The following is a 23,767-nucleotide window of genomic DNA, read 5'->3' as shown; positions in this document are numbered from 1 at the left end:
GAGCGCTCGACGTCCGGGGCCGGTGCCCCTTCGGACGCGTAGGATGATCTGACCCGGAGGTGAATGGATGGCGGAGGCCACGACACAGGCGCAGGGTTCGAGCCTGAGAAGGCTGGTGCCTCGCATCTTCTCGCGCGCACCCCGCGTCAACGACCTCGATAATCTCATCCGCTCGGTGCGGGTGAACCATCCCAAGGGCGACCTCGCGATAATCGAGCGCGCCTACAAGGTCGCCAAGGAGAAGCACGAGGGGCAGAAGCGCCGCAGCGGCGAGCCGTACATCACGCATCCGCTCGCCGTCGCGCAGATCCTCGCCGAGATGGGTCTCGGGCCGCGTGCCATCGCGGCGGCGCTGCTGCACGACACCGTCGAGGACACCGGCTATGCGCTCTCCGAGCTGACGGAGGTGTTCGGCGACGAGGTGGCGATGCTCGTCGACGGCGTCACGAAGCTCGACAAGGTCAAGTACGGCGAGAGCGCACAGGCCGAGACCGTCCGCAAGATGATCGTCGCGATGTCGAAGGACATCCGCGTGCTGCTGATCAAGCTCGCCGATCGGCTGCACAACGCCCGCACCTGGGGTTTCGTCCCACCGGAGAAGGCCGCTCCGAAGGCCAGGGAGACCCTGGAGATCTACGCGCCGCTGGCGAACCGTCTCGGCATCCAGACGATCAAGTCCGAGCTCGAGGACCTCTCCTTCGCCGTCCTGCATCCGAAGATCTACGCCGAGATCAACAGCCTGATCGCCCAGCGCACACCGCAGCGCGAGAAGTACCTCAAGCAGGTCATCGAGTCGATCAATGAGGATCTGCACGATCTGCGCATCCGCGGGAAGGTCGGCGGCCGGCCGAAGCAGCTCTACTCCGTCTACCAGAAGATGGTTATCCGGGGCCGCGAGTTCGACGACATCTACGACCTGATCGGCATCCGCGTCCTCGTGAACTCCGTGCGCGACTGCTACGCAGTGCTCGGCGCGATCCACGCCCGCTGGACACCGCTGCCCGGCCGCTTCAAGGACTACATCGCCACCCCGAAGTTCAACCTGTACCAGTCGCTGCACACCACGGTGATCGGGCCGAGCGGACGCACGGTCGAAATCCAGATCCGTACGCACGAGATGCATCAGCAGGCCGAGTTCGGCGTGGCGGCGCACTGGATGTACAAGGAGCGGATGAACGGCGGCAAGGCCATCGACGGTCCGAGCGACACCGACATGACCTGGCTCGCGCACATCTCGGACTGGCAGGCCGAGACGGCCGATCCCAGCGAGTTCCTCGACTCGCTGCGCTTCGAGATCGGCGCCAAAGAGGTGTACGTCTTCACCCCGAAGGGCCGGGTGATCGGCTTGCCCGCCGGCGCGACCACCGTCGACTTCGCGTACGCCGTGCACACCGAGATCGGGCACCGCACCATGGGCGCCAAGGTCAACGGCCGCCTCGTTCCGCTGGAGACGGAGGTGCGCACCGGGGACGTCGTCGAGGTCTTCACCTCCAAGAACCCGGAGGCCGGCCCCAGCCAGGACTGGCTCAGCTTTGTCAAGAGCACTCGTGCGCGGAACAAGATCCGCGGCTGGTTCACGAAGGAGCGGCGCGAAGAGGCGATCGAGCAGGGCAAGGAGTCCATCGCCCGCGCGATGCGACGGCAGAACCTGCCCCTTCAGCGGATGATGAGCCAGGACTCCTTCGCCGACGTGGCCCAGCAGCTGCATTACGAAGATGTCTCGGCGCTGTACGCGGCCGTCGGAGAAGGACACGTCTCGACGCAGTCCGTGCTCGAGAAGGTCACGGCGCTCGTCGCCGCGAACGACACCAGCACCGGCGCGATCGACCTGCCTTCGCGCCCGCGCACCCACGAGCCGCGCTCAGGCGACTCTGGAATCCTCGTACGCGGCGCGTCCGACATCCTCGTCAAACTCGCCAAGTGCTGCACGCCGGTGCCCGGCGATCCGATCGTCGGGTTCGTGACGCGCGGCAGCGGGGTGTCCGTGCACCGCTCGGACTGCGTGAACGTGAAGGCCCTCAGCGATCAGGAGCAGCGCTTCATCGAGGTGGAGTGGGCTCCGACCACCAAGAGCGTGTTCCGAGTGCAGATCCAGGTCGAGGCGCTCGATCGCTCCGGCCTGCTCTCCGACGTGACGCGGGTGCTGAGCGAGCATCACGTGAACATCCTGTCGGCGACGGTCAACACGAACGACGAGCGACTGGCGATCAGCAGGTTCGTGTTCGAGATGGGCGACTCGGTGCACCTCGACCGTGTTCTGAACGCGGTGCGCCGGATCGACGCCGTGTACGACGTCTACCGTGTGACGTCCTCGTAGGAGGCCAGCTCGGCGATCCTCGCCAGCGCGGCCCGCTTTCCCGGCATCCGTCTGCGCTCCTGGACGATCCCGCGCACCTCGTCGACGAGTTCCGGCGATGCCGCGGCGAGCCGTCGCATCCAGAGTTCTGATTCCGGGTCGTCGCCGGCGCCGAGGACCAGGTCGGAGAGCGTGCGCACGCGGGTCGTGACCGGTATGCCCGAGATCACCTCGAGGTCGCCGGGATCGAGCCGTCGCTCATGCAGCACGACGTCGCGGACGGGGCGCACGCGTGTGCGACGCTCTGACACCCGTTGCAGATGGTGGCACCGGGGCGCCGCGTCGCCGACGCCGTGCACCCACGCCGCTGTCGGGCCGCTGGCCGCGTAGCCGGGAGCGAGGATGGGCGCGAGCGAAGCCATGCGCGCCGCGGGCCCCTCGGGGAGGTCGGGCGGCATGTAGCCTTCGCCCACCTCGATGAGCAGGCCGTCCATACGCGCCGCGGTCAGCTCGGGCAGAGACAGCGGCGCCCCGGGGAGGTAGAGCAGTGACGGATGCACACTCTCAGTGTGACCGCTTGCCCACCCTTGCCGGGGCGACTGTGGATAACGTCAGCCTTCGAGCGCGTTCAACCACGCACGACGCGCCTCGAGGGCGTCGGCGGCTTCCTTGGCGGCCTTCTTGTCACCGGACTTCTCGGCCGCGGCGAGTTCGCTCTCGAGTTTCTCGATCGCATCCAGCAGCTGCTGGCTCATGTCGTTCGCACGTGCCTTGGTCTCGGGATTGTTCCGCTTCCAGTCGACCTCTTCGCGAGACTTCAGCGCCTGCTCGATAGTCCGCAGCTTGTCGTCGAGTGCCCGCTCCTGCTCGCGCGGGAAGATCCGGCCGACTTCATCCCACTGCCGCTGGATCTTCGTCAGCAGCGCACGCGCCTGCTTGATGTTGGATTCATCGGCGACGGCCTTGGCCTCTTCGAGCAGCGCCTTGCGCGCCTCGATCTTCGGTGCCGACTCGGCCTCCTCGGCAGCGGACTGCTCTGCGCGGGCCGCGTAGAGCGCGTCACCGGCCGCCTTGAAGCGCGCCCAGAGGGCGTCGTCGGCCTTACGACCGGCGCGGCCGGCGGCCTTCCAATCGTCGAGCAGGGCGCGATAGGCGGGGATGCCGTCGACGCCCTTCGGCGCGAGGGCCTCTGCCCGCTCGATCAGTGCGTTCTTGCGATCGCGGGCGGCCTTGTGAGTCTCATCCAGCTCGGCGTAGAACGCCCTGCGACCCTTGTCGACGACGGCGCGTGCGTCGCGGAAGCGCTTCCAGAGTTGCTGCGAGATGCCCTTCGGCAGACGCGGACCGTTCTGCTGCTGGGACTGCCAGGTCTCGAACAGGGCGTTCACCTCCTCGGTGACCTGCTTCCACTGCACCTTGCTCAGGTCGCGCGCGGCGACGGCCTCGATGCTCTCGACCACGACCGTGCGTTCGGCGATCGCCTGATCGACCTGCTCCTTGGCGGCCTTGGCCTCGGCCTCGCGCGCCTCGGCGAGGGTCTCGGTGAGGGCGGTGAGCCGGGTGTGCAGGGATGCCAGGTCGCCTACGGCGGCGGCGCCGGTGACCTCGGTCACGAGCTTCTGCGCCTGACCGGTCAGGTCGCTCGCCGACGCACCGCCGGTCTGGTGACGCTGCTCGAGCGTGTGCACCTTGAAGGCCAGGTCGTCGAACTTGCGCACGTAGTAGGCGAGCGCTTCTTCGGGCGTGCCGTCGGGGTACTGGCCGACGACGCGCCAATCGTCGCCCTCTCGCACTTCGACGGTGCCGTCGTCGGTGACGCGCCCCCAGTCGGCCGAATCGGCGGCGGCGACGGGCGATACCGGCGCGGCGGGCGCCGCAGCCGGGGCCGGCGTGCGGGGCGGCATCGGCACGCGCGGAGGCGCGGGGACGGGCGGGGTCGGCTTCGAGGTCTCGTCTGCGGACACGATGTGCTCCTTGCGCGGTCAGCCCGCGTGAGGGTGGGAAAGGACTTCGTTCAGCCTAGTACGCAGGGGGCCGCCTCACGGTTCCGAGATCTCACAGCATCGTTATCGCTTTGTGAGGAGATCGTTCGATGCGCGTAACAGGCATCGTCGGGTTCGCGAAACACGGCCCGCATAGTGTCTGGTCATCGCCGATATGCAGGAGGCCGGATGAACGTCACCGAGATCGTCGTGGTCGGAGCGGGAATGGTCGCGCACCGCTTCGTGGACAGCCTGCTCAGCCGAGCCGATCACGCGGTGCGCGTCACAGTCATCGGCGACGAGGACCGCGATCCGTACGACCGGGTCGGACTGACGTCCTACTTCTCCGGGACCACTCCCGCCGAACTGACGCTGGAACGCGAGATCCTGGCTGACGATCGGGTCGCATTCATCGCCGGGGACCGGGTGACGCACATCGATCGCGCCGGCCGATCCGTGAAGACGCACTCCGGACGCGTCGTGCCGTATGGCCGCCTCGTGCTCGCGACGGGGTCGTATGCCGCCCGCGTCGCCGTGGACGGCGCGGATCTGCCTGGATGCTTCGTCTACCGCACTCTCGACGATGTGCAGGCGCTGAGGAGGTTCGTGCAGCGCCGTAGCGGCGAGCTCGGACGCCCGCTGCGCGGAGCGGTGATCGGCGGCGGGCTGCTAGGGCTGGAAGCCGCGGGCGCGCTCCAGAGCCTGGATGTCGACTGCACGGTGGTGCAGTCGTCCGATCGCCTCATGTCGGCGCAGCTCGATCTGGCAGGCGGCAGCATGCTGCGCCGCCTCATCGAGGCACGCGGCATCGACGTGCGCACCGAGTCGCGCACCACGCGTCTCGATCCCGATGCATCCGGATGCGTCACGGCGCTGGAGTTCCAGGACGGCAGCATCCACCGAGCGGATGTCGTCGTGTTCACCGTCGGAGTGCGCCCGCGCGATGAGCTCGCCCGTGCGGCTCAGCTCGCGGTGCATCCCCGCGGCGGCGTGATCATCGACGATCGCTGTCAGACCGGCGACGATGCGATCCTCGCGATCGGGGAGGTGGCCAGCTTCGGCGGTCGCAGTGTCGGCCTCGTCGCGCCCGGCTATGCGATGGCGGAGGTCGCGGCGACGCGTCTGCTCGGCGAGGACGCCGCCTTCGCCGGCTATGACGAGTCGGCCAAGCTCAAGCTCTCGGGCGTGGACGTCGCGAGCTTCGGCGATGCGTTCGCCGAAACCGCCGGCGCCCTGGACGTCGTCTACGCCGATCCCGTGGCCGGCGTCTACAAGAAGCTCGTGCTCTCCGATGACGCGCAGACGCTGCTGGGCGGCATCCTGGTGGGCGACGCGAGCGCGTACGGCTCGCTCCGTCCCCTCGTCGGCGCGCGGCTCGGCGCCGATCCGGTCTCCTATCTGATGCCCGCAGGGGGAGTGGAGACACCGGGAGGCGACCTCCCGGACGAGGCCGTCGTCTGCTCGTGCTCGAACGTGACCGCCGGCCGGATCCGCGGGGCCGTGCATGACGAGGGCTGCATGGATGCCGGCGAGGTCAAGGCGTGCACGAAGGCCGGCGCCACCTGCGGCTCCTGCGTCCTGATGGTCAAGAAGGTCGTCGGGCAGGAACTCACCAAGCTCGGCCAGACCGTGTCGAACGCGCTCTGCGAGCACTTCGCCATGTCGCGCAGGCAGCTCTTCGACGCGGTGCGGGTCTCCGAGCTCACCACCTTCAGCGCCGTCATCGAGCGGTTCGGGCGAGGACGGGGCTGCGACATCTGCAAGCCCGCTCTCGCCAGCATCCTGTCGGTCCTGGTCGGCGCTCACGTGCTGGACGGCGAGAACGCCACCCTGCAGGACACAAACGATCACGTCATGGCGAACCTGCAGAAGGACGGCACGTACTCGGTGGTGCCGCGGATGCCGGGCGGTGAGGTGACGCCCGCTGGTCTCATGGTCATCGGCCGGGTGGCCGAGGACTTCGGGCTGTACACGAAGCTCACCGGCGGTCAGCGCATCGACATGTTCGGGGCGCGCCTCGAACAGCTGCCGCTGATCTGGCGGCGGCTGGTGGATGCCGGATTCGAGTCCGGTCATGCCTATGGCAAGTCGCTGCGCACCGTGAAGTCATGCGTCGGATCGACCTGGTGCCGGTACGGGGTGCAGGACTCGGTGGGCATGGCCGTCCGGCTCGAGCTGCGCTACAGGGGCCTGCGCGCGCCGCACAAGCTGAAGATCGGTGTCTCCGGCTGCGCGCGCGAATGTGCAGAGGCGCGGTCGAAGGACGTCGGGATCATAGCCACGGAGAGCGGCTGGAACATGTACGTCGGCGGCAACGGCGGCTTCTCGCCGCGCCACGCCGAGCTCTTCGCATCCGACCTCTCGGACGACGCCCTCATCCAGGCGATCGACCGGTTCTTCATGTACTACATCCGTACCGCGGACCGGCTGCAGCGCACGGCTCCCTGGTGCGAAGACCTCGAGGGCGGCCTGGACGGGCTCCGGTCCGTGATCCTGGACGACAGCCTCGGCGTCTGCGCGGACCTCGATACGGCCATGGCCCGGCACGTCGACGACTACGAGGACGAGTGGGCCGCGACCCTGCGCGACCCGGACAAGCTCGCGCGCTTCCAGTCGTTCGTCAACGCGGCCCAGACCCCAGACCCGTCGCTCGCCTATGTCGCGACGCGCGGCCAGGTGCGCCCGGCGTCGCCGTCCGAGCGCGAGGACGGCAGCGTGCTGATCGCCGGCACCACCCTGGCGGTGCTCCGATGAGCGTCGTCGCCGCCGACACGACGGCCGTACGGGTGTGCCGGATCGACGATCTCGAGGTCGAGAGGGGCAGAGCCGCGCTCGTCGGATCGGAGCAGGTCGCCGTGTTCCTGCTGTGTGACGGCAGCATCCAGGCGGTCTCGAACCTCGATCCGTTCAGCGGTGCCAACGTGATCTCACGCGGCATCGTCGGAACCAGAGGCGAGAGCCCGACCGTCGCCTCGCCGATGCACAAGCAGGTGTTCGACCTCCGCACCGGAGAGTGCCTGGAGTCCCAGGGCAGGCCGGAGGCGCACCTGCCGGTGTGGCGGGTGATCGTCAGCGGCGAGGACGTGCACCTGCTGCCCCCATCTGCGGCCCCTGCCCGTCATCCCACCCTGGAGGACTGACATGACGGCGATTCTCGGACTCTCTCTCACCGGCCGGCGCGTGCTCTTCGTCGGCGGGGGCGCCGTGGCGGCGCGCCGTCTGGGCCGGTTCGTCGCGGACGGCGCGCTGATCAGCATCGTCGCCCCCGCGCTCGCGCCGGAGACCCACGCTCTCGTGCGCGAGCACGGCATCGAGTGGCACCAGCGCGCATTCGCGCATGACGATGTCGCCGATGCCTGGCTCGTCCACACGGCGACCGGAGATCCTGCGGCGGATCGCGAGGTCACCGCGGCCTGCGACCGGCAGAGGGTGTTCTGCGTCAACGCGTCGGACGGCGCTCACGGCAGCGCGCGGATGACCGCGCAGACGCGATCGGGCGACGTCGTCGTCGGAGTCGCCAGCGACGTCGGGGTCGACCCCCGGCGCGCCGCAGGTGTCCGCGATGCCATCGCCCTCGCGATGGCATCGGGCCGCATCCCCCTGCGCCGGCGGAGGGTGACGCAGGCCGGACGGGTGGACCTGATCGGCGGCGGGCCCGGGCCGATCGACCTCATGACCGTGCGGGCCCGGCGGCTGCTCGCCGAAGCCGACGTCGTCATCGCCGACCGCCTCGGACCCACGGCCGACGTGCTGGCCGAGCTCGATCCCGACGTGCTCGTGATCGACGTCGGGAAGCGCCCGCACCATCATCCGGTGCCGCAGGAGGAGATCAACGCGCTGCTCGTCGAGCACGCCTCGGCCGGCAGACGGGTCGTGCGGCTCAAGGGCGGCGATCCCTTCGTGTACGGCCGCGGCGGCGAGGAGGTGATCGCCTGCCAGCGCGCCGGCATCCCCGTCGAGGTGACACCGGGAGCATCGAGCGCGATCTCGGTGCCGCAGGCTGCGGGGATCCCCGTCACCCACCGCGGGACGGCATCCGCCCTGCACGTGGTGAACGGGCGGGGCGAGGTGACGCCGACCACCCTTCGCGCTCTCGCGGACCCCGATGTGACCACGGTGATGCTCATGGGCGTCGCCGCTCTGCCGAAGGTTGTCTCGGCGGCCCGCAAACACGGGATCGGCGCCGACCTCCCCGTCGCGATCGTGGAGAACGGTCATACGCCGCGGCAGCGCACGACGAGAAGCACGCTCGGCGAGGTCGACGGTGCCGCAGCGGAGGTCGGGGTGCGCAATCCCGCCGTGATCGTGTTCGGCCAGGTGGCACGTGCAGGACTGCTGATCCCCAGCGACCTGCGATCGGAGGAGAACGCGCGGTGAGTTCGCGCACGCTGGACATGGCTCTCGCCGGCTGCACGATCGTGGTCGCCGCCGACCGGCGCGCGGGAGACCTCGCGAGCGCCCTCGAACGACGCGGCGCGAAGGTGTACCGCGCGCCCGCGCTGAGCATCGTCCGAGGCGCCGACGACGAGGAGCTCCTTCAGCGCACCCGGGAACTGATCGCCCATCCACCCGACATCGTGGTCGTGACGACCGGGGTGGGGTTCCGGGGATGGATGGACGCCGCCTATGAGAACGACCTCGCCGAGGACCTGACCGCGGCCCTCTGCCGCACGCAGTTCATCGCGAGAGGCCCGAAGGCGCACGGCGCCATCCAGCAGGCCGGCTTCGTCGCAGACTGGGTCGCCGAATCCGAGACAGCGGCGGAGGTGGGGGAGTACCTGCTCTCCACGCGGCTCGAGGGCAGGCGCATCGCCGTGCAGCATCACGGGTCCGGCGCCGACGGTCTGGACACGCTGCTGTCCTCCGCCGGCGCGGACGTGGTCGCCCTGACCGTGTACCGGTGGGGGCCGCCGCCGGACCCTGCGATCGTGGCGCGGTCGGTCGCGCAGGCCGCGGCCGGTGAAGCGGATGCCGTGCTCTTCACCTCCGCGCCCGGTGCATCGGAATGGGTCCGCTCCGCGGAGCGCCATGGCGCCCTGACGGCGATCCGCGAGCGTGCCGCGCGCGGGCGACTGCTTCTGGCGGCCGTCGGCCCGATCACGGCATCACCGCTCGAGGACGCCGGGCTCCGCACGACTCAGGCCGAGCGCGGCCGGCTCGGATCTCTCGCCCGGTGCGTGATCGGGTTCTTCGGCGAAGGCGGTGCCGCGCCCTCGCTCGTCACCAGCGCCGGTGAGCTGTCGATGCGCAGCGGCGGCGTCGTGATCGGCGGCGAGTTCATCCCGCTGTCCCGCACAGCGGTGAGCGCGCTCGGCGCCCTGTTCGACGTGTGCGGGCGCGTGCTCTCGCGCGACGAGATCGCAGCCGCAGTGCCCCGGGCTGGACAGAACGCCCACGCCGTGGAGATGGCCGTGGCGAGACTGCGCGAGGCCCTCCGCGGCTTCGAGGTGGTCCAGACGGTCGTGAAGCGGGGCTATCGCCTCGCCGTGGAGGAGAGCGCATGACGGCACTCATCGCATGTTCGCACGGCACGGCCGACGCGGCAGGCCGGGAGGCCGTGCAGGCGCTCGTCGCGAGTGTGCGCACCCTCGTCCCGGAGGCGAAGGTCGTCCACGCCGTGGTCGATGTCGAGCATCCGCAGATCGACGTGGTCACCGCGGCGGAATCCCGGCGGGACGACGTGATCGTGGTTCCGCTCCTGCTCTCCGTCGGCCACCACACCGCCGTCGACATCTCTCGATCCGTACAAGCGCACCCGAACGCGCGGCAGACCGCACCTCTCGGCACCCACCCGCTGATCACCGAGGTGCTCGCGGACAGGCTCTCGAGTGCACTGCCGGACGGCTGGCACGAGGGCGATCACGTCGTGCTCGCCGCCGCAGGCTCCAGTAATCCGGACGCGGTCCGTGACGTCGAGGTCGCGGCCGGGCGACTGCGCGACCGCGTCCCCGTCCCGGTGAGCGTCGGCTTCGCCTCGGCATCCACGCCCAGGATCGGCGACGCGGTGGCCGCAGCACGCGCGGTCGGCGCACAGCGGGTGATCGCCGCCAGCCACGTGCTCGCGCCCGGCTTCTTCGCCGGACTCGTCGCTCGCGCTGGTGCGGATGTCGTGAGCGCGCCGCTGGCTCCGGACGAGCGGATCGCGACCATCGTGGCCGAGCGCTTCCGCACAGCGTGGCACGCGGGCTGATGACATACGGAAAGTCCCGGTGAGCTTCGGTCTCACCGGGACTCAGCGATGCCCGGTCAGCCGACGCTGACCGGCTCGCGCTCCACGTCGCTGTCTGCCGTGGCCTCGACATCAACTGCCGTCGAGGCAGGAGCGCCAGTCGACGCCGCCCTGCCGGCGCGGGACTTCCGCACGCGGACGCGGCGCGCGGTGGGACGGCCATGTGTGAAGTACAGCGGAAGCGCGACGAAGAGCAGCCCGCCGACGAGGTTGCCGATCACGGTCGGGATCTCGTTCCAGATCAGGTAGTCCATGATCGTGAAGTCGGCGCCCAGCAGCAGCCCCGACGGGAACAGGAACATGTTCACGATGGAGTGCTCGAAGCCCATGTAGAAGAACAGCATGATCGGCAGCCACATGGCCAGCACCTTGCCCACCACGCTGTCGGACGCCATCGACAGGACCACGCCCGTGGAGACCAGCCAGTTGCACAGCACGCCGCGGATGAACAGCGTCAGCATTCCGGCCGCGCCGTGGTCGGCGTAGCCCACCGTGCGCCCGTGCCCGATCTCGCCGATCGCCTGGCCGACGGCGCTGGGCTCGGCGGAGAAGCCGTAGGTGAAGTAGATCGCCATCAGGATCGCGATGAAGAACGCGCCCCCGAAGTTGCCGAGGAACACCAGGCCCCAGTTGCGGAACATCGCTCCCAGCGTGGCGCCGGGACGCTTGTCCAGCACCGCGAGCGGCCCCAGCGTGAAGACGCCGGTGAGCAGGTCGTAGCCGAACAGGTAGAGGATGACGAAGCCGACCGGGAACAGCAGCGCTCCCAGAAGCGGCTGGCCGGTGTTGGTCGTGACCGTGACGGCGAACGCGGCGCCGAGGGTCAGGAATGCGGCGCCCATGAACGCGCGGATCAGGGTGTCACGGGTGGACAGCTGGAGTTTGTAGGCGCCGGCGTCGACCATTCGGGTGACGAGTTCGGCGGGCTTGACGTAGGACACGGGCGACCTCCACGGATGAATCGATGAGCACACGAGCTGGTTCGGTCCCAGCGTGACCCACCGGCGTTTCCGGTAGAGGCGTCGTTCGTTACGAGTGTGGAGCGAACCGCTCACAGCCGCGCACTCGCGAGTGTGAGGTCGGCTACTCCGCGGGAGTCGTGGCGAACAGGTCGGCGAACGGATTCTCCAGCGGCCCGGGCGTCGACGTCTCGGTCGGCTCGGGCTCCGGCACCGTGACGGCCGCGTGCACGGACTGGCTCACGATCGAGGCGACGACGATGAGGCCGCCGATGATCCCCGCCATCGTGTTGTCGCGCACGCGACGGCTGATCCGGCCCTCGTGCCACGACGTCCGTGCCGCATACAGGCGCGCGCGCTCGGTGGCAGCCTTCGTACGCACCGCGTTCTTGGATCCACGACCCGCCATCATCTTCCTTCCTCCGGCGCACACCGCCAGCGCCACAGGCGAGCCTACCGGTGAGGGTTGTCGGCGGTGCGCATTAGCCTGGATGCATGACATCCGCGCCACTGCTCTCGGGACAGACGCCCCTGGCCGTGCGGATGCGCCCCGTGTCGCTGGACGAGGTCGCGGGTCAGCAGCATCTGCTGCGGGCCGGATCCCCGATCGTGGCGCTGGCCGATCCCGACGCCGCCTCGCCCGGAGCGGTCTCGATCATCCTCTGGGGGCCTCCGGGCACCGGCAAGACCACGCTGGCGCAGGCCATCGCCCGCTCGTCCGGGCGCCGCTTCGTCGAACTGTCGGCGATCACGGCGGGTGTCAAAGATGTCCGCGAGGTCATGCAGGAGGCCATCACCCAGCGCGACCTGTATGGACAGACCACGATCCTGTTCCTCGACGAGATCCACCGGTTCACCAAGGCGCAGCAGGACGCCCTGCTGCCCGGCGTCGAGAACGGCTGGGTCATCCTGATCGCCGCGACCACCGAGAACCCTTCGTTCTCGGTCATCTCGCCGCTGCTGTCGAGGTCGCTCCTGCTGACACTGCAGCCTCTCACCGACGATGACATCGCCCTGCTCGTCGACCGGGCGGTGTCCGATGCGCGCGGACTGGGCGGGACCGTCGAGATCGAGGATGCCGCGCGCGCCGCGCTTGTCCGGCTCGCGTCCGGCGACGGACGCCGCGCTCTGACGGGACTCGAGGCCGCGGCGGCGGTCGCCGTCTCGCACGCCGAGGGCGACTCGGCTCCGTCGATCACGGCCGACGACGTCGCCCAGGCCGTGGACAGGGCGCTGCTGCGGTATGACCGCCAGGGTGACGAGCACTACGACGTGATCAGCGCCTTCATCAAGTCCATCCGCGGTTCCGATCCGGATGCCGCGCTGCACTACCTCGCCCGGATGATCGAGGCGGGGGAGGACCCGCGCTTCATCGCGCGTCGCCTGGTGATCTCGGCATCCGAGGACATCGGGCTCGCCGATCCGCAGGGGCTCGTGATCGCCACGGCCGCGGCGGACGCCGTGGCGTTCATCGGCATGCCCGAGGGGCGGATCCCGCTCGCGGAGGCGACCGTGTACCTTGCGACCACCGCGAAGTCCAACGCCGCATATGCCGGCATCAACGCCGCGATCGCCGATGTGCGCGCCGGCAGCTTCGGACGCGTGCCGCCGCACCTGCGCGATGCGCACTATCCCGGCGCCAAGCGGCTCGGGCACGGCAAGGGCTACCGGTATCCGCACGACAACGAGCACGGCATCGTGCCCCAGCAGTACCTTCCGGACGAACTCGTCGGCAAGCGCTACTACGCGCCCAAGAGCCTCGGTGCCGAGCGCGACACCTCGGCGCGGCTCGAGCGCATTCGCCGCATCCTCGACGATCGCTGACCCTTCACAGGGGTCAGGAACCGCGGCTGACCGGTCTGTTAGACTTGAGCGGCTCGAAACACAGTTTTCGGGCATCTCTTCGTTCACACCCCACCTTCTTCGCGCCCCGGCGTGCGCGATCCAGGCAGAGCGCGGGAGATACGTCCGTGAGACGTGAAAGACACGTCCACGTCATCGGAAGGAATGCTTCGTGGTCACGAAGTCCCAGGACCGCCGCAAGGTCCGCCTGTCCCGCGCCCTCGGCGTGGCACTCACCCCGAAGGCCGCCCGCTACCTCGAGAAGCGTCCCTACGCTCCCGGCGAGCACGGCCGCACCAAGCGCAAGGCCGACAGCGACTACGCCGTCCGTCTGCGTGAGAAGCAGCGTCTGCGCGAGCAGTACGGCATCCGCGAGAAGCAGCTGCGCATCGCATTCAACGAGGCGCGTCGCGTCGACGGCCTGACCGGTGAGAACCTGGTCGAGCTGCTCGAGATGCGTCTGGACGCCCTCGTGCTCCGTTCGGGCTTCGCCCGTACCACCGCACAGGCCCGCCAGATGGTCGTGCACCGCCACATCCTGGTCGACGGTCAGCTCGTCGACCGCCCGTCTTTCCGCGTGAAGCCGGGTCAGCTCATCCACGTCAAGGCCAAGAGCGAGGGCACCGAGCCCTTCCAGGTCGCAGCAGCCGGCGGTCACGCCGAGGTCCTGCCTCCCGTCCCCGGCTACCTCGAGGTCGAGCTCGACAAGCTGCAGTCACGCCTGGTCCGTCGTCCGAAGCGCGCCGAGGTCCCCGTGACCTGTGAAGTGCAGCTCGTCGTCGAGTACTACGCGGCTCGCTGATCTCAGCTCTCTGAGTTCGCATCAGGAGGCGTCGGGGGAGATCCCGGCGCCTCCTGCCGTTTCCGCCTACGATGGAAAGGCCGCTCTCTGCGGCCTGATCGCGAGGATGACGACATGAAGACCTTTCTGTGGTTCCTGATCGGCGTGATCGGCGGATTCATCGCCGCTCACTTCATGAACAAGGACCCGCGCGGCCACGACCTGCTGGCCGACGTCGACGCGCGCATCACCGAGTTCACCGCGATCCTCGGCGATGCGTACCGCGATCAGGAAGCGCGGCTCGTGGACCCCCGCGAGAACTGATCATCCGCGCAGGATGCCGGTCGCGCAGCATTCACACGTCTCAGACAAGGACAGCACCAACGCAATGAAAACCGCGGAAATCGCGCAGCGCTACCTCAACTACTTCGAGAAGAACGGCCACACGGTCGTGCCCTCCGCGTCCCTGGTGAGCGACGACCCCACGGTCATGTTCACGATCGCCGGCATGGTGCCGTTCGTGCCGTACCTGACCGGGCTCCTGCCTGCGCCCTATCCGCGCGCGACCGACCTCCAGAAGTGCATCCGCACCAACGACATCGAAGAGGTCGGCAAGACCGCCCGCCACGGCACGTTCTTCCAGATGCTCGGCAACTGGTCGTTCGGCGACTACTTCAAAGAGGGCGCCATCAGCTACGCCTGGGAGCTGCTGACGACCTCCGAGGCCGACGGCGGACTCGGATTCGCCGAGAAGGACATCTGGGTCACCGTCTACGACACCGACGACGAGGCCGCCGCACTCTGGCAGAAGATCGCAGGGCTCCCCGCCGAGCGCATCCAGCGGATGGGCAAGGAGGACAACTACTGGCACACCGGCCAGCCCGGCCCCGCAGGACCCTGCTCCGAGATCTACATCGACCGCGGCCCCGCATACGGCCCGGACGGCGGTCCGCTCGTCGACGACAACCGGTTCACGGAGATCTGGAACCTCGTCTTCATGCAGGAGCTGCTCTCGGACGTCCGCTCCAAGGTCGACTTCGACATCGCCGGCCCCCTGCCGAAGAAGAACATCGACACCGGCATGGGCCTCGAGCGCGTCGCCATGTTCAAGCAGGGCGTCGAGAACATGTACGAGACCGATCAGGTGCGCCCCGTGCTGGACCGGGCGATGGAGATCTCGGGCCGCGAATACGGCGTCTCGCACGAGGACGACGTCCGCTTCCGCGTCATCGCCGACCACGTGCGGTCATCGCTCATGCTGCTCTCCGACGGCGTCAAGCCGGCCAACGACGGTCGCGGCTACATCCTGCGCCGCCTGATGCGCCGGACCGTGCGCTCGATGCGCCTGCTCGGCGTGGACGCCCCGACCTTCCCCGAGCTGTTCACGACCTCTCGCGACGCCATGAAGTCGGCCTACCCGGTGCTCGAGACCGACTGGGACCGCATCTCCGGTCTCGCGGTCGCCGAGGAGGAGACCTTCCTGCGCACGCTCGCACAGGGATCGACCATCCTCGACCTGTCACTGGCCGATACGAAGAAGGCCGGCAAGGAGACACTCGCCGGGTCGGAGGCGTTCCTCCTGCACGACACCTACGGCTTCCCGATCGACCTCACCCTCGAGATCGCCGAGGAGCAGGGTCTGAGCGTCGACCGCAGCGCCTTCGACGAGCTGATGACCGAACAGCGCACCCGTGCGAAGGCCGATGCCAAGAGCCGCCGCCGTCAGCTCGCGGACGTCTCGGTGTACCGCGACCTGCGTGCACTGGGCGAGACCTCCTTCGCGGGGTACACCGATCTGGAGACCGACTCGCGTGTGCTCGGCATCCTCATCGACGGGCAGCCCGCCGCCTCGGCCACCGAGGGGCAGGTCGCAGAGATCATCCTCGCCGAGACGACGCTGTACGCCGAGTCGGGCGGCCAGGTCGCCGACAAGGGCGCGATCGTCGGCCCCGGGTACGAACTCGAGGTGCTGGACGTGCAGAAGCCCGTCCAGGGGCTCATCAGCCACACGGTGCAGGTCGGCACCGGAACGGTCGCCGTCGACGACCGCGCCACGACCGTGGTGGATGCCGCGAACCGCCGCGCCGCCCGTCAGGCGCACTCCGCGACCCACCTCGTGCACGCCGCGCTCCGAGACACCCTCGGCGCCGGTGCGACGCAGGCGGGGTCGCTGAACCGCGCCGGCTACATGCGCTTCGACTTCTCCTGGTCGCAGCCGCTGTCGACCGACACCCGCACGGAGATCGAGGAGATCACCAACCGCGCCGTGCAGGACTCGCTCGAGGTGACCACCCGCATCGTCTCGCTGGATGAGGCCAAGGATGCCGGCGCCATGGCGCTGTTCGGAGAGAAGTACGGCGATGTCGTGCGCATGGTCGACATCGGCGGGCCCTGGTCGCGTGAGCTGTGCGCGGGCACGCACGTCAGCACCAGCGCCGAGATCGGTCTGGTCAGCGTGGTCGGCGAGTCGTCGGTCGGCGCCTCCAACCGCCGCATCGAAGCCCTCGTCGGTCAGGACGCCTTCCGCGAACTGGCCGCGGAGCGCGCGATCGTGTCGCAGCTGACGTCTGCGCTGAAGACCCCGCGCGAGCAGCTCCCCGAGCGCATCGCCGAGATCGCCGCGAATCTCAAGAGCGCCGAGAAGCGCATCGCCCGGTTCGAGGCGAAGGAGCGCGAGGGGCAGGTCCCCGCGATCGCCGAGTCCGCCGAGCGCATCGGTGCCTTCCGAGTCGCCGCCGTATCGGTGGGAGAGGTCGTCTCGGGTGACGACGTCCGCGGACTCGCGCTGAGCGTGCGCGAGCGGCTCGGCTCTGAGGCCGCAGTGGTCGCGCTCGGCGGCATCGTCGGCGGGCGGCCTGTCGTGGTCGTCGCGACGAACGATGCCGCGCGCGCCGCCGGCGCCAAGGCCGGCGTGCTCGCGAAGCGCGCAGCCGGGGTGCTCGGAGGCGGCGGCGGCGGACGCGACGATGTGGCGCAGGGCGGCGGCACGGATGCCGCAGCGCTTTCCGCCGCTTTCGCGGCCATCACGACCGACCTGCGCACCGCGTGACCGGTTTCCGCCGCGGGGTGCGGCTCGGCATCGACGTGGGCAAGGCCCGCGTCGGCGTCGCACGTTGCGACCCCGATGGGATGCTCGCAGTGCCTGTCGAGACCGTGCCGCGGTCGGATGCCTCACTCGCGCGTCTCGCGGAGATCGCGACGGAGTACGAGCCGCTTGAGTTCGTCGTCGGCCTGCCGGTCAACATGCAGGGCGCGGACACCCCGTCGACATCGGATGCCAGGGAGTTCGCCGCAGCCCTGCAGCGCCTCACCTCCGTTCCGGTGCGCATGGTGGACGAGCGACTGAGCACCGTCTCCGCGCATGCCGCGCTGAGATCTTCTGGCAGAACACAGCGGAACTCTCGTAGCATTGTCGATCAGGTCGCCGCAGTGGTTCTGCTGCAGCACGCGATCGACACGGAGAAGAGCACCGGCAGCCCGGCCGGTTCCGTGGTGCCGACACCCGAGGAGCCCACCTGAGCATGCCCGCACGTGAGAACCCAGAGCTGAGTTCGCACAGTCTGTCCGACGAGCTCTTCGCGAAGCTGCCCGAGCCCTCGCATCGGGCACCGGCCGCCGACTCGACGCCACCGGCACCGGGTTCCCGTCGGGCTCGCCGCGAAGCCGCTGAGTCCGGCGCGCAGGCAACCGAGCCGGTCCCCGAGAAGGCGTCGGCCGAGATCGCGCCCGCGTCCGCACCCGGGCGAGATGCCCCGGTGGATGCGCCGGCCGACGCCGCGTCAGCAGACGCACCGGCCCCGGAGGCGACGGCCCCGGACGAACCCGCGAAGCCGGCCGCACCCACGTTGGACGAACTGTTCGAAGCCGATCACGGAGAAGCCGTGCACACCCGCGCGGCGAAGAAGAAGCGCCGCACCGGCTGCCTCATCGCGCTGATCGTCGTCCTCGCACTGATCGGCGGCGCGGTGGGCGCCGGATTCTGGGTGATGAACACCTACGGCGACAAGATCAACGAGGTGATGGGCTGGGGCCCGCCCGCGGACTGGGAGCCGGGGATGGCGACCGGCGAGGTCATGGTGACGGTCCGCGAGGGCGACACCGGCGGCCCGATCTCGAGCGCGCTGCACGAGGCCGGCGTGACCAGGACGGAGGACGTCTTCTACGATTACCTCGTCGATGAGAACATCGCCGTGACGTTCTACCCCGGCGTGTATCCCCTGCAGGAGAAGATGACCGCGGAGGCCGCGCTGGAGGTCCTGCGCGATCCCGAGAACATGCTCGCGAACACCGTGGGCATCTCGGAGGGCGGCACGATCGAGTCGTCTCTCCCCGTGATCAGCGAAAGCATCGACATCCCGCTCGAAGAGCTCGAGGCCGCTGTGGACGACCCCGGTGCGTACGGAGTGGATGCCGACAGCCTGGAGGGCTGGCTGTTCCCCGCCGTGTACACCTTCGATCCGGAGGCGACTGCGACCCAGGTCATCCAGCGCATGGTGGATCGCACCCGCGAGTCGCTGGCCGCCGCCGGCGTGACCGCCGCGGACGAGCAGCGGATTCTCACCATCGCCTCCATCATCGAGCGGGAAGGACGGCAGGGCGACTTCGGCAAGGTCTCCCGCGTCATCCAGAACCGGCTCGACGACGGCATGATGCTCCAGATGGACTCGACAGCGCAGTACGGCTACGGCGAACTGCACGCCGGCGTCGTCAGCACCTCCGAAGAGGCGCAGTTCGACGACAACCCCTGGAACACCTACGTGCACGAGGGACTGCCGGTCGGGCCGATCGCCAACCCCAGTGACGCAGCGATCGACGCCGCCATGCACCCGGTGGACGGCCCCTGGTTCTACTTCGTCACGATCAACCCGCAGAGCGGCGAGACCGTGTTCTCGACGACCTACGAGGAGCATCAGGCCGCGATCGAGACCTGGCACGACTGGTGCCGCGCCAATCCCGACCAGGGATGCTGAACCGGTGAGAGGACACCGCCTCGAAGTCTGGGGCGACCCGATCGCACACAGCAGGTCGCCGATACTGCACGCCGCGGCCTATCGCGCACTCGGCCTGGACTGGCATTACGGCCGCCGACGGGTGGATGCCGCAGGCTTCGCCAGCGCGTTCGCCGCACTCGACGACACCTGGCGCGGGTTGTCCGTGACGATGCCGCTGAAGGAGCATGCGTTCGCCGCGGCCGCGTCGCGCGACCACCACGCGCAGCTCACCGGTGCGGTCAACACGCTCCTGCTCGGTGCGGAGCCCGCAGGTTTCAACACCGACGTCGGCGGCATCCTCGACGCCCTCGCCGAGAGCGGCACCCGCACGATGTCGCGCACCCGCATCCTGGGCGCGGGCGCGACGGCCGCGTCGGCGCTCGTCGCTGTCGCCGAGGGCGGCGCCGACTACGTGGAGATCCGTGCCCGCAGGCCCGAACGCGCCGAGCTCTTCCGCTCTCTCGGAGGACGCCTGGGCATCGCGGTCTCGGTGACCGGGTTCGAAGCGCCGGTCGCACCTGTCGATCTCACCGTGGCCACGCTGCCGAGCGGCACTGTGCTGGGCGACGAGCTCGCCGCTCCTCTCAGCGACGCCGGCGGCGCCCTGTTCGAGGCGGCGTACGCTCCGTGGCCGTCTGCGCTGGCGGGCATCTGGCAGGGCGGACAGGTAAAATCGGGCCTGGCGATGCTGCTGCATCAGGCGATCCGGCAGGTGCGCGTGTTCGTGCACGGTGATCCGCAGCACGTGCTCGACGACGAGCACCGGGTGCGTGACGAAATGCGATCGGCACTCATGGGAGACTAGAGCAATGCTCCGCGTGCTCACCGCCGGCGAATCGCACGGCCCCGAACTCATCGCCGTCATGGAGGGTCTTCCCTCCGGCGTCCCGATCTCCTCCGAGGCGATCCAGGCCGATCTGGCGCGCCGCAAGCTCGGCTACGGCCGCGGCTCCCGGATGAAGTTCGAGCAGGATGAGCTCACGATCTCCGGCGGCGTGCGGCACGGCAAGACGCTCGGCAGCCCGATCGCACTGCGCATCGGCAACACCGAGTGGCCGAAGTGGGTCGAGGTCATGAACCCCGAGCCGGTGGAGATCACCGAAAAGTCCCGCGGCCGGTCGGCGCCGCTGACCCGCCCGCGCCCCGGCCACGCCGATCTCGTCGGCATGCAGAAGTACGACTTCGATGAGGCCCGCCCCATCCTCGAGCGCGCGAGCGCGCGCGAGACCGCCGCGCGCGTCGCCCTCGGCGCCGTCGCACGCGCGTTCCTCGGCGAGCTCGGCATCCGGCTCGTGAGCCACACCCTGTCGATCGGGCCCGTCCGCGCTCCGGAGGACGCCGTGCTGCCCACGCCCGATGACGTCGAAGCTCTCGACGCCGATCCGCTGCGCTGCTTCGACGCGGGCACTTCCGCGCGCATGGTCGACGAGGTCGACGACGCCCGCAAGGCCGGCGACACCCTCGGCGGCATCGTCGAGGTGCTCGCCTACGGACTCCCGCCCGGGCTGGGGTCGCACGTGCACTGGGACCGGCGCCTCGACGCTCGCCTCGCACAGGCGCTCATGAGCATCCAGGCGATCAAGGGCGTCGAGGTCGGCGACGGATTCGAGACCACCCGCCGCCGCGGCTCGGCCGCGCACGACGAACTGTTCATCGCGGATGACGGCATCACCCGCGCCTCCGATCGCGCCGGCGGCACGGAGGGCGGCATGTCCACCGGCACGGTGCTGCGCGTCCGCGCGGGGATGAAGCCGATCGCCACGGTCCCGCACGCGCTGCGCACGATCGACACCGCCACCGGCGAGGCCGCCAGCGCGCACCACCAGCGCTCCGACGTGTGCGCCGTCCCGGCGGCGGGAGTCGTGGCCGAGGCCATGGTCGCGGTGGAGCTCGCACGCGCGGTGCTCGAGAAGTTCGGCGGCGACAGCGTCCGCGAGACGCGGCGCAATCTCGACGGCTACCTCGCGGCGATCCCCGCCGAACTGCGGACCGCACCAGCCTCCGAGGCCGCGCTGATCGCTCACGATGAGCAGTTCTGAGCCGCTGACGCTCGTGCTCGTCGGCCCGATGGGCGCGGGCAAGACCAGCGTCGGCCGTCGTGTCGCCAAGAAGCTCTCGGTCGCCTTCATCGACACCGACAAGCGGATCGTCGCCGAGCACGGCCCGATCCCCGAGCTGTTCGTCGCGCACGGCGAAGCGCACTTCCGGGCGCTGGAGGCCGCCGCGGTCGCAGAGGCACTGAACGAGGGCGGGGTCGTCTCGGTCGGTGGCGGTGCGGTCGCTTCCACGCAGACGCGTGAACTGCTGCGGCGGCATCCGGTCGTCTTCCTCACCGTCACGCCGGAGACCGTCCGGAGGCGCATCAGCGGCGGGGGCCGCCCGATGCTCGCCGGCAGCGATGATCCGATCACCCGCTGGAACGAGATCTACGAACAGCGCCGCGCCTGGTACGAAGAGGTCGCGGATGCGACCTTCGACACCTCTCACCGGCCGATGCAGCGCATCGCCGAGGAGATCGTGGCATGGAGGAGAGAACAGGCATGAGCACCACCACGATCAGCGTCACAGGGCAGGCCTCCTACGACGTCACCGTCGGCCGGGGCATCCTCGATCAGGCCTCGGCCGCTCTCGATCCCGCGGTCAGGAAGGTCCTCGTCGTGCACCCGCCGACGCTCGCGGCCCGCGCCGCCGAGCTGCGCGACCGGCTGCTCGCCGACACAGCGAACGGGCAGCGCGAGGTGCTGCTGGCCGAGGTGCCCGACGCCGAGCAGGGCAAGCGCATCGAGGTCGCTGCGTTCTGCTGGCAGATCATGGGCCAGTCCGACTTCACCCGAACCGACGCCGTGATCGGCTACGGCGGGGGAGCGGTCACCGACCTCGCGGGATTCGTCGCGGCCACCTGGCTGCGCGGCATCCAGGTCGTCCAGGTCCCCACCACGGTGCTCGGTCTCGTCGACGCCTCCGTCGGCGGCAAGACCGGCGTCAACACAGCAGAGGGCAAGAACCTCGTCGGCGCGTTCTGGGCACCGAGGGCAGTGATCGGGGACCTCGACGAGCTGAGCAGCCTCAGCGCGCACGAGGCGACAGCCGGGTACGCCGAGGTCGTCAAGGCGGGCTTCATCTGGGCGCCCGAGATCCTCGACGTTATCGAGGCCGACCCGTCCCGCGCCGTCGACTCGTCGACGGCGGAGTTCCGCCGCACCGTCGAGCTCGCGATCGACATGAAGGCCCGGGTCGTCTCCGAGGACTTCCGCGAGGCCGGGCAGCGCGAGATCCTCAACTACGGACACACGCTCGGGCACGCCATCGAGCACGCCGAGCGCTACCGCTGGCGCCACGGCGCCGCGATCTCGATCGGCATGATGTACGCCGCCGAGCTCTCCCGCCTCGCCGGGCGCCTCTCCGACGCCGCCGTCGACCGGCACCGTTCGATCCTGGAGTCGCTCGGGCTGCCCAGCACGTACCGCGCCGGCGCGTGGCCGCAGCTGCTGGCCACCATGCAGCGCGACAAGAAGTCCCGCGGCGGGATGCTGCGGTTCATCGTCCTCGACGACATCGCCAAGCCCACGGTGCTGCGGGCCCCGGACGAGTCGCTGCTGTTCGCCGCCTACCAGGAGGTCGGAGCATGACGCGCCGCATCCTGCTCGTGAACGGGCCGAACCTCAACCTCCTGGGCGTCCGCGACCCGGCCGTCTACGGCACCGCGACACTGGCCGACGTCGAGCGGATCGCAGGCGATGCCGCAGAGGCGGCCGGCTTCGAGCTGCGCAGCATCCAGAGCAACCACGAGGGCGTGCTGATCGACGCGATCCACGCCGCACGCGAGGACTGCCAGGGCATCGTCATCAACCCGGGCGGCCTCACGCACACCTCGGTCGCGCTGCGCGACGCACTGACCGGAGTGAACCTCCCGTTCGCCGAGATCCACATCTCGGACGTGAACGCCCGTGAGGAGTTCCGCCGCTTCTCGTACCTCCACGACGTCGCCGCGGTGCGCGTCATCGGCGAGGGCGTGAACGGGTACGCGACGGCCATCGCACAGCTCACGGCGCTCATCCCGTAGAATCGACTGTCGGCCGCTTCCACAGAACGCGGCCCCCGCCCCGACGAACGGAACTCTCCCGCATGGCATCCACCGCAGACATCAAGAACGGCGTCGTCCTGAACCTCGACGGACAGCTCTGGACCGTCGTGGAGTTCCAGCACGTCAAGCCTGGCAAGGGAGGCGCCTTCGTCCGCACCAAGCTGAAGAACGTCGTCACGGGCCGCACCAACGACAAGACGTTCAACGCCGGCGCCAAGGTCGACATCGAGAGCGTCGACCGCCGCGACTTCACATACCTGTACGACGACGGCGACGGCTTCGTCTTCATGGACGCGACCGACTACGACCAGATCACGCTGAGCCCCGCGGTCGTGGGCGACGCGAAGAACTTCCTGCTCGAGAACCAGCAGGTCACCATCGCGCTCAACAACGGCAACCCGCTCTACATCGAGCTCCCCGCGTCCGTCATCCTCGAGGTGACCTATTCGGAGCCGGGCCTGCAGGGCGACCGCTCGTCGGCCGGCACCAAGCCCGCAACCGTCGAGACCGGCTACGAGATGCAGGTGCCCCTGTTCGTCGAGACCGGCACCAAGATCAAGGTCGACACCCGCACGGGCGATTACCTCGGTCGCGAGAAGTAAG

Annotated in this window: 22 protein-coding genes; 18 read left to right on the top strand and 4 right to left on the bottom strand. The window is 69.4% G+C overall.

Annotated elements, in window-relative coordinates:
• Window positions 1-67 precede the first annotated feature (67 nt).
• The gene (locus tag IM776_RS08165) at window positions 68-2,317 is read left to right on the top strand and encodes a RelA/SpoT family protein (RefSeq protein ID WP_194419597.1); all 2,250 of its coding nucleotides are present in this window, start codon (window positions 68-70) and stop codon (window positions 2,315-2,317) included.
• Here the strand turns inward: IM776_RS08165 and IM776_RS08160 are convergent.
• Both IM776_RS08160 and IM776_RS08155 read right to left on the bottom strand, forming a co-directional pair.
• Window positions 2,296-2,856 carry a hypothetical protein gene (locus tag IM776_RS08160; RefSeq protein WP_194419596.1) on the bottom strand — a complete coding sequence of 187 codons (561 nt, stop codon included), beginning with the start codon at window positions 2,854-2,856 and terminating at the stop codon, window positions 2,296-2,298. The two genes, IM776_RS08165 and IM776_RS08160, sit on opposite strands and share 22 nt — an antisense overlap.
• Window positions 2,857-2,907: 51 nt before the next feature.
• On the bottom strand, window positions 2,908-4,260 hold the full coding sequence (locus IM776_RS08155; RefSeq protein ID WP_228479677.1) for a DUF349 domain-containing protein: 1,353 nt from the start codon (window positions 4,258-4,260) through the stop codon (window positions 2,908-2,910).
• Between the two features lie 207 nt (window positions 4,261-4,467).
• Between IM776_RS08155 and nirB the strand changes: the two genes are divergently transcribed.
• From nirB to IM776_RS08130, 5 genes are read left to right on the top strand one after another with little or no spacing between them, the layout of a single operon-like run.
• Window positions 4,468-7,032: a nitrite reductase large subunit NirB gene (gene nirB, locus IM776_RS08150; protein ID WP_194419595.1), complete on the top strand. Its 2,565-nt coding sequence runs from the start codon at window positions 4,468-4,470 to the stop codon at window positions 7,030-7,032.
• Window positions 7,029-7,418, top strand: coding sequence for a nitrite reductase small subunit NirD (nirD, locus tag IM776_RS08145; protein WP_194419594.1), 390 nt, complete (start codon window positions 7,029-7,031; stop codon window positions 7,416-7,418). Before nirB ends, nirD begins: the two co-directional genes overlap by 4 nt.
• A gap of 1 nt (window position 7,419) precedes the next feature.
• The gene (cobA, locus tag IM776_RS08140; RefSeq protein WP_194419593.1) at window positions 7,420-8,655 is read left to right on the top strand and encodes a uroporphyrinogen-III C-methyltransferase; all 1,236 of its coding nucleotides are present in this window, start codon (window positions 7,420-7,422) and stop codon (window positions 8,653-8,655) included.
• A 17-nt stretch (window positions 8,656-8,672) separates the two neighbouring features.
• Window positions 8,673-9,782 carry a uroporphyrinogen-III synthase gene (locus tag IM776_RS08135; RefSeq protein ID WP_194422560.1) on the top strand — a complete coding sequence of 370 codons (1,110 nt, stop codon included), beginning with the start codon at window positions 8,673-8,675 and terminating at the stop codon, window positions 9,780-9,782.
• Window positions 9,779-10,468 (top strand): sirohydrochlorin chelatase, encoded by a 690-nt coding sequence (locus tag IM776_RS08130; RefSeq protein ID WP_194419592.1) that lies wholly within the window; start codon window positions 9,779-9,781, stop codon window positions 10,466-10,468. Before IM776_RS08135 ends, IM776_RS08130 begins: the two co-directional genes overlap by 4 nt.
• Window positions 10,469-10,524: 56 nt before the next feature.
• Here the strand turns inward: IM776_RS08130 and IM776_RS08125 are convergent, their stop codons facing one another.
• Both IM776_RS08125 and IM776_RS08120 read right to left on the bottom strand, forming a co-directional pair.
• The gene (locus tag IM776_RS08125) at window positions 10,525-11,448 is read right to left on the bottom strand and encodes a formate/nitrite transporter family protein (protein ID WP_194419591.1); all 924 of its coding nucleotides are present in this window, start codon (window positions 11,446-11,448) and stop codon (window positions 10,525-10,527) included.
• Window positions 11,449-11,590: 142 nt separating this feature from the next.
• On the bottom strand, window positions 11,591-11,878 hold the full coding sequence (locus tag IM776_RS08120; protein WP_228479676.1) for a hypothetical protein: 288 nt from the start codon (window positions 11,876-11,878) through the stop codon (window positions 11,591-11,593).
• An 83-nt stretch (window positions 11,879-11,961) separates the two neighbouring features.
• Here IM776_RS08120 and IM776_RS08115 point away from each other — a divergent pair, with 83 nt between their 5' ends.
• The 12 genes from IM776_RS08115 (at window position 11,962) to efp (ending at window position 23,766) form a co-directional block, all read left to right on the top strand.
• On the top strand, window positions 11,962-13,290 hold the full coding sequence (locus tag IM776_RS08115; protein WP_194419590.1) for a replication-associated recombination protein A: 1,329 nt from the start codon (window positions 11,962-11,964) through the stop codon (window positions 13,288-13,290).
• Window positions 13,291-13,480: 190 nt separating this feature from the next.
• Window positions 13,481-14,110 carry a 30S ribosomal protein S4 gene (gene rpsD / locus IM776_RS08110; protein ID WP_194419589.1) on the top strand — a complete coding sequence of 210 codons (630 nt, stop codon included), beginning with the start codon at window positions 13,481-13,483 and terminating at the stop codon, window positions 14,108-14,110.
• 114 nt (window positions 14,111-14,224) lie between these two features.
• Entirely contained in the window at window positions 14,225-14,413 is a 189-nt protein-coding gene (locus IM776_RS08105; protein ID WP_194419588.1) for a hypothetical protein, read from the top strand.
• Between the two features lie 64 nt (window positions 14,414-14,477).
• Complete coding sequence (gene alaS / locus IM776_RS08100) at window positions 14,478-17,138, top strand: alanine--tRNA ligase (RefSeq protein ID WP_194419587.1); 2,661 nt, start codon at window positions 14,478-14,480, stop codon at window positions 17,136-17,138.
• Window positions 17,135-17,608, top strand: a complete 474-nt coding sequence (gene ruvX, locus IM776_RS08095; RefSeq protein WP_194419586.1) for a Holliday junction resolvase RuvX — start codon at window positions 17,135-17,137, stop codon at window positions 17,606-17,608. Before alaS ends, ruvX begins: the two co-directional genes overlap by 4 nt.
• A 2-nt stretch (window positions 17,609-17,610) precedes the next feature.
• Window positions 17,611-19,059 carry an endolytic transglycosylase MltG gene (gene mltG, locus IM776_RS08090; protein WP_194419585.1) on the top strand — a complete coding sequence of 483 codons (1,449 nt, stop codon included), beginning with the start codon at window positions 17,611-17,613 and terminating at the stop codon, window positions 19,057-19,059.
• Between the two features lie 4 nt (window positions 19,060-19,063).
• Complete coding sequence (locus IM776_RS08085; RefSeq protein WP_194419584.1) at window positions 19,064-19,885, top strand: shikimate dehydrogenase; 822 nt, start codon at window positions 19,064-19,066, stop codon at window positions 19,883-19,885.
• A gap of 4 nt (window positions 19,886-19,889) precedes the next feature.
• Window positions 19,890-21,119, top strand: a complete 1,230-nt coding sequence (gene aroC / locus IM776_RS08080) for a chorismate synthase (RefSeq protein ID WP_194419583.1) — start codon at window positions 19,890-19,892, stop codon at window positions 21,117-21,119.
• Window positions 21,106-21,624, top strand: a complete 519-nt coding sequence (locus IM776_RS08075) for a shikimate kinase (RefSeq protein WP_194419582.1) — start codon at window positions 21,106-21,108, stop codon at window positions 21,622-21,624. Before aroC ends, IM776_RS08075 begins: the two co-directional genes overlap by 14 nt.
• Window positions 21,621-22,709 (top strand): 3-dehydroquinate synthase, encoded by a 1,089-nt coding sequence (gene aroB, locus IM776_RS08070; protein ID WP_194419581.1) that lies wholly within the window; start codon window positions 21,621-21,623, stop codon window positions 22,707-22,709. The genes IM776_RS08075 and aroB overlap by 4 nt, the downstream gene beginning before the upstream one ends.
• Window positions 22,706-23,143 carry a type II 3-dehydroquinate dehydratase gene (locus IM776_RS08065; protein WP_194419580.1) on the top strand — a complete coding sequence of 146 codons (438 nt, stop codon included), beginning with the start codon at window positions 22,706-22,708 and terminating at the stop codon, window positions 23,141-23,143. The genes aroB and IM776_RS08065 overlap by 4 nt, the downstream gene beginning before the upstream one ends.
• A gap of 62 nt (window positions 23,144-23,205) precedes the next feature.
• On the top strand, window positions 23,206-23,766 hold the full coding sequence (gene efp / locus IM776_RS08060) for an elongation factor P (RefSeq protein WP_194419579.1): 561 nt from the start codon (window positions 23,206-23,208) through the stop codon (window positions 23,764-23,766).
• Window position 23,767 lies beyond the last annotated feature (1 nt).

Source organism: Microbacterium abyssi (assembly GCF_015277895.1).
Lineage (GTDB): Bacteria > Actinomycetota > Actinomycetes > Actinomycetales > Microbacteriaceae > Microbacterium > Microbacterium abyssi.
The sequence above is the reverse complement of the archived record's forward strand: the minus strand, read 5'-3'. Positions and strand labels throughout refer to the sequence as shown.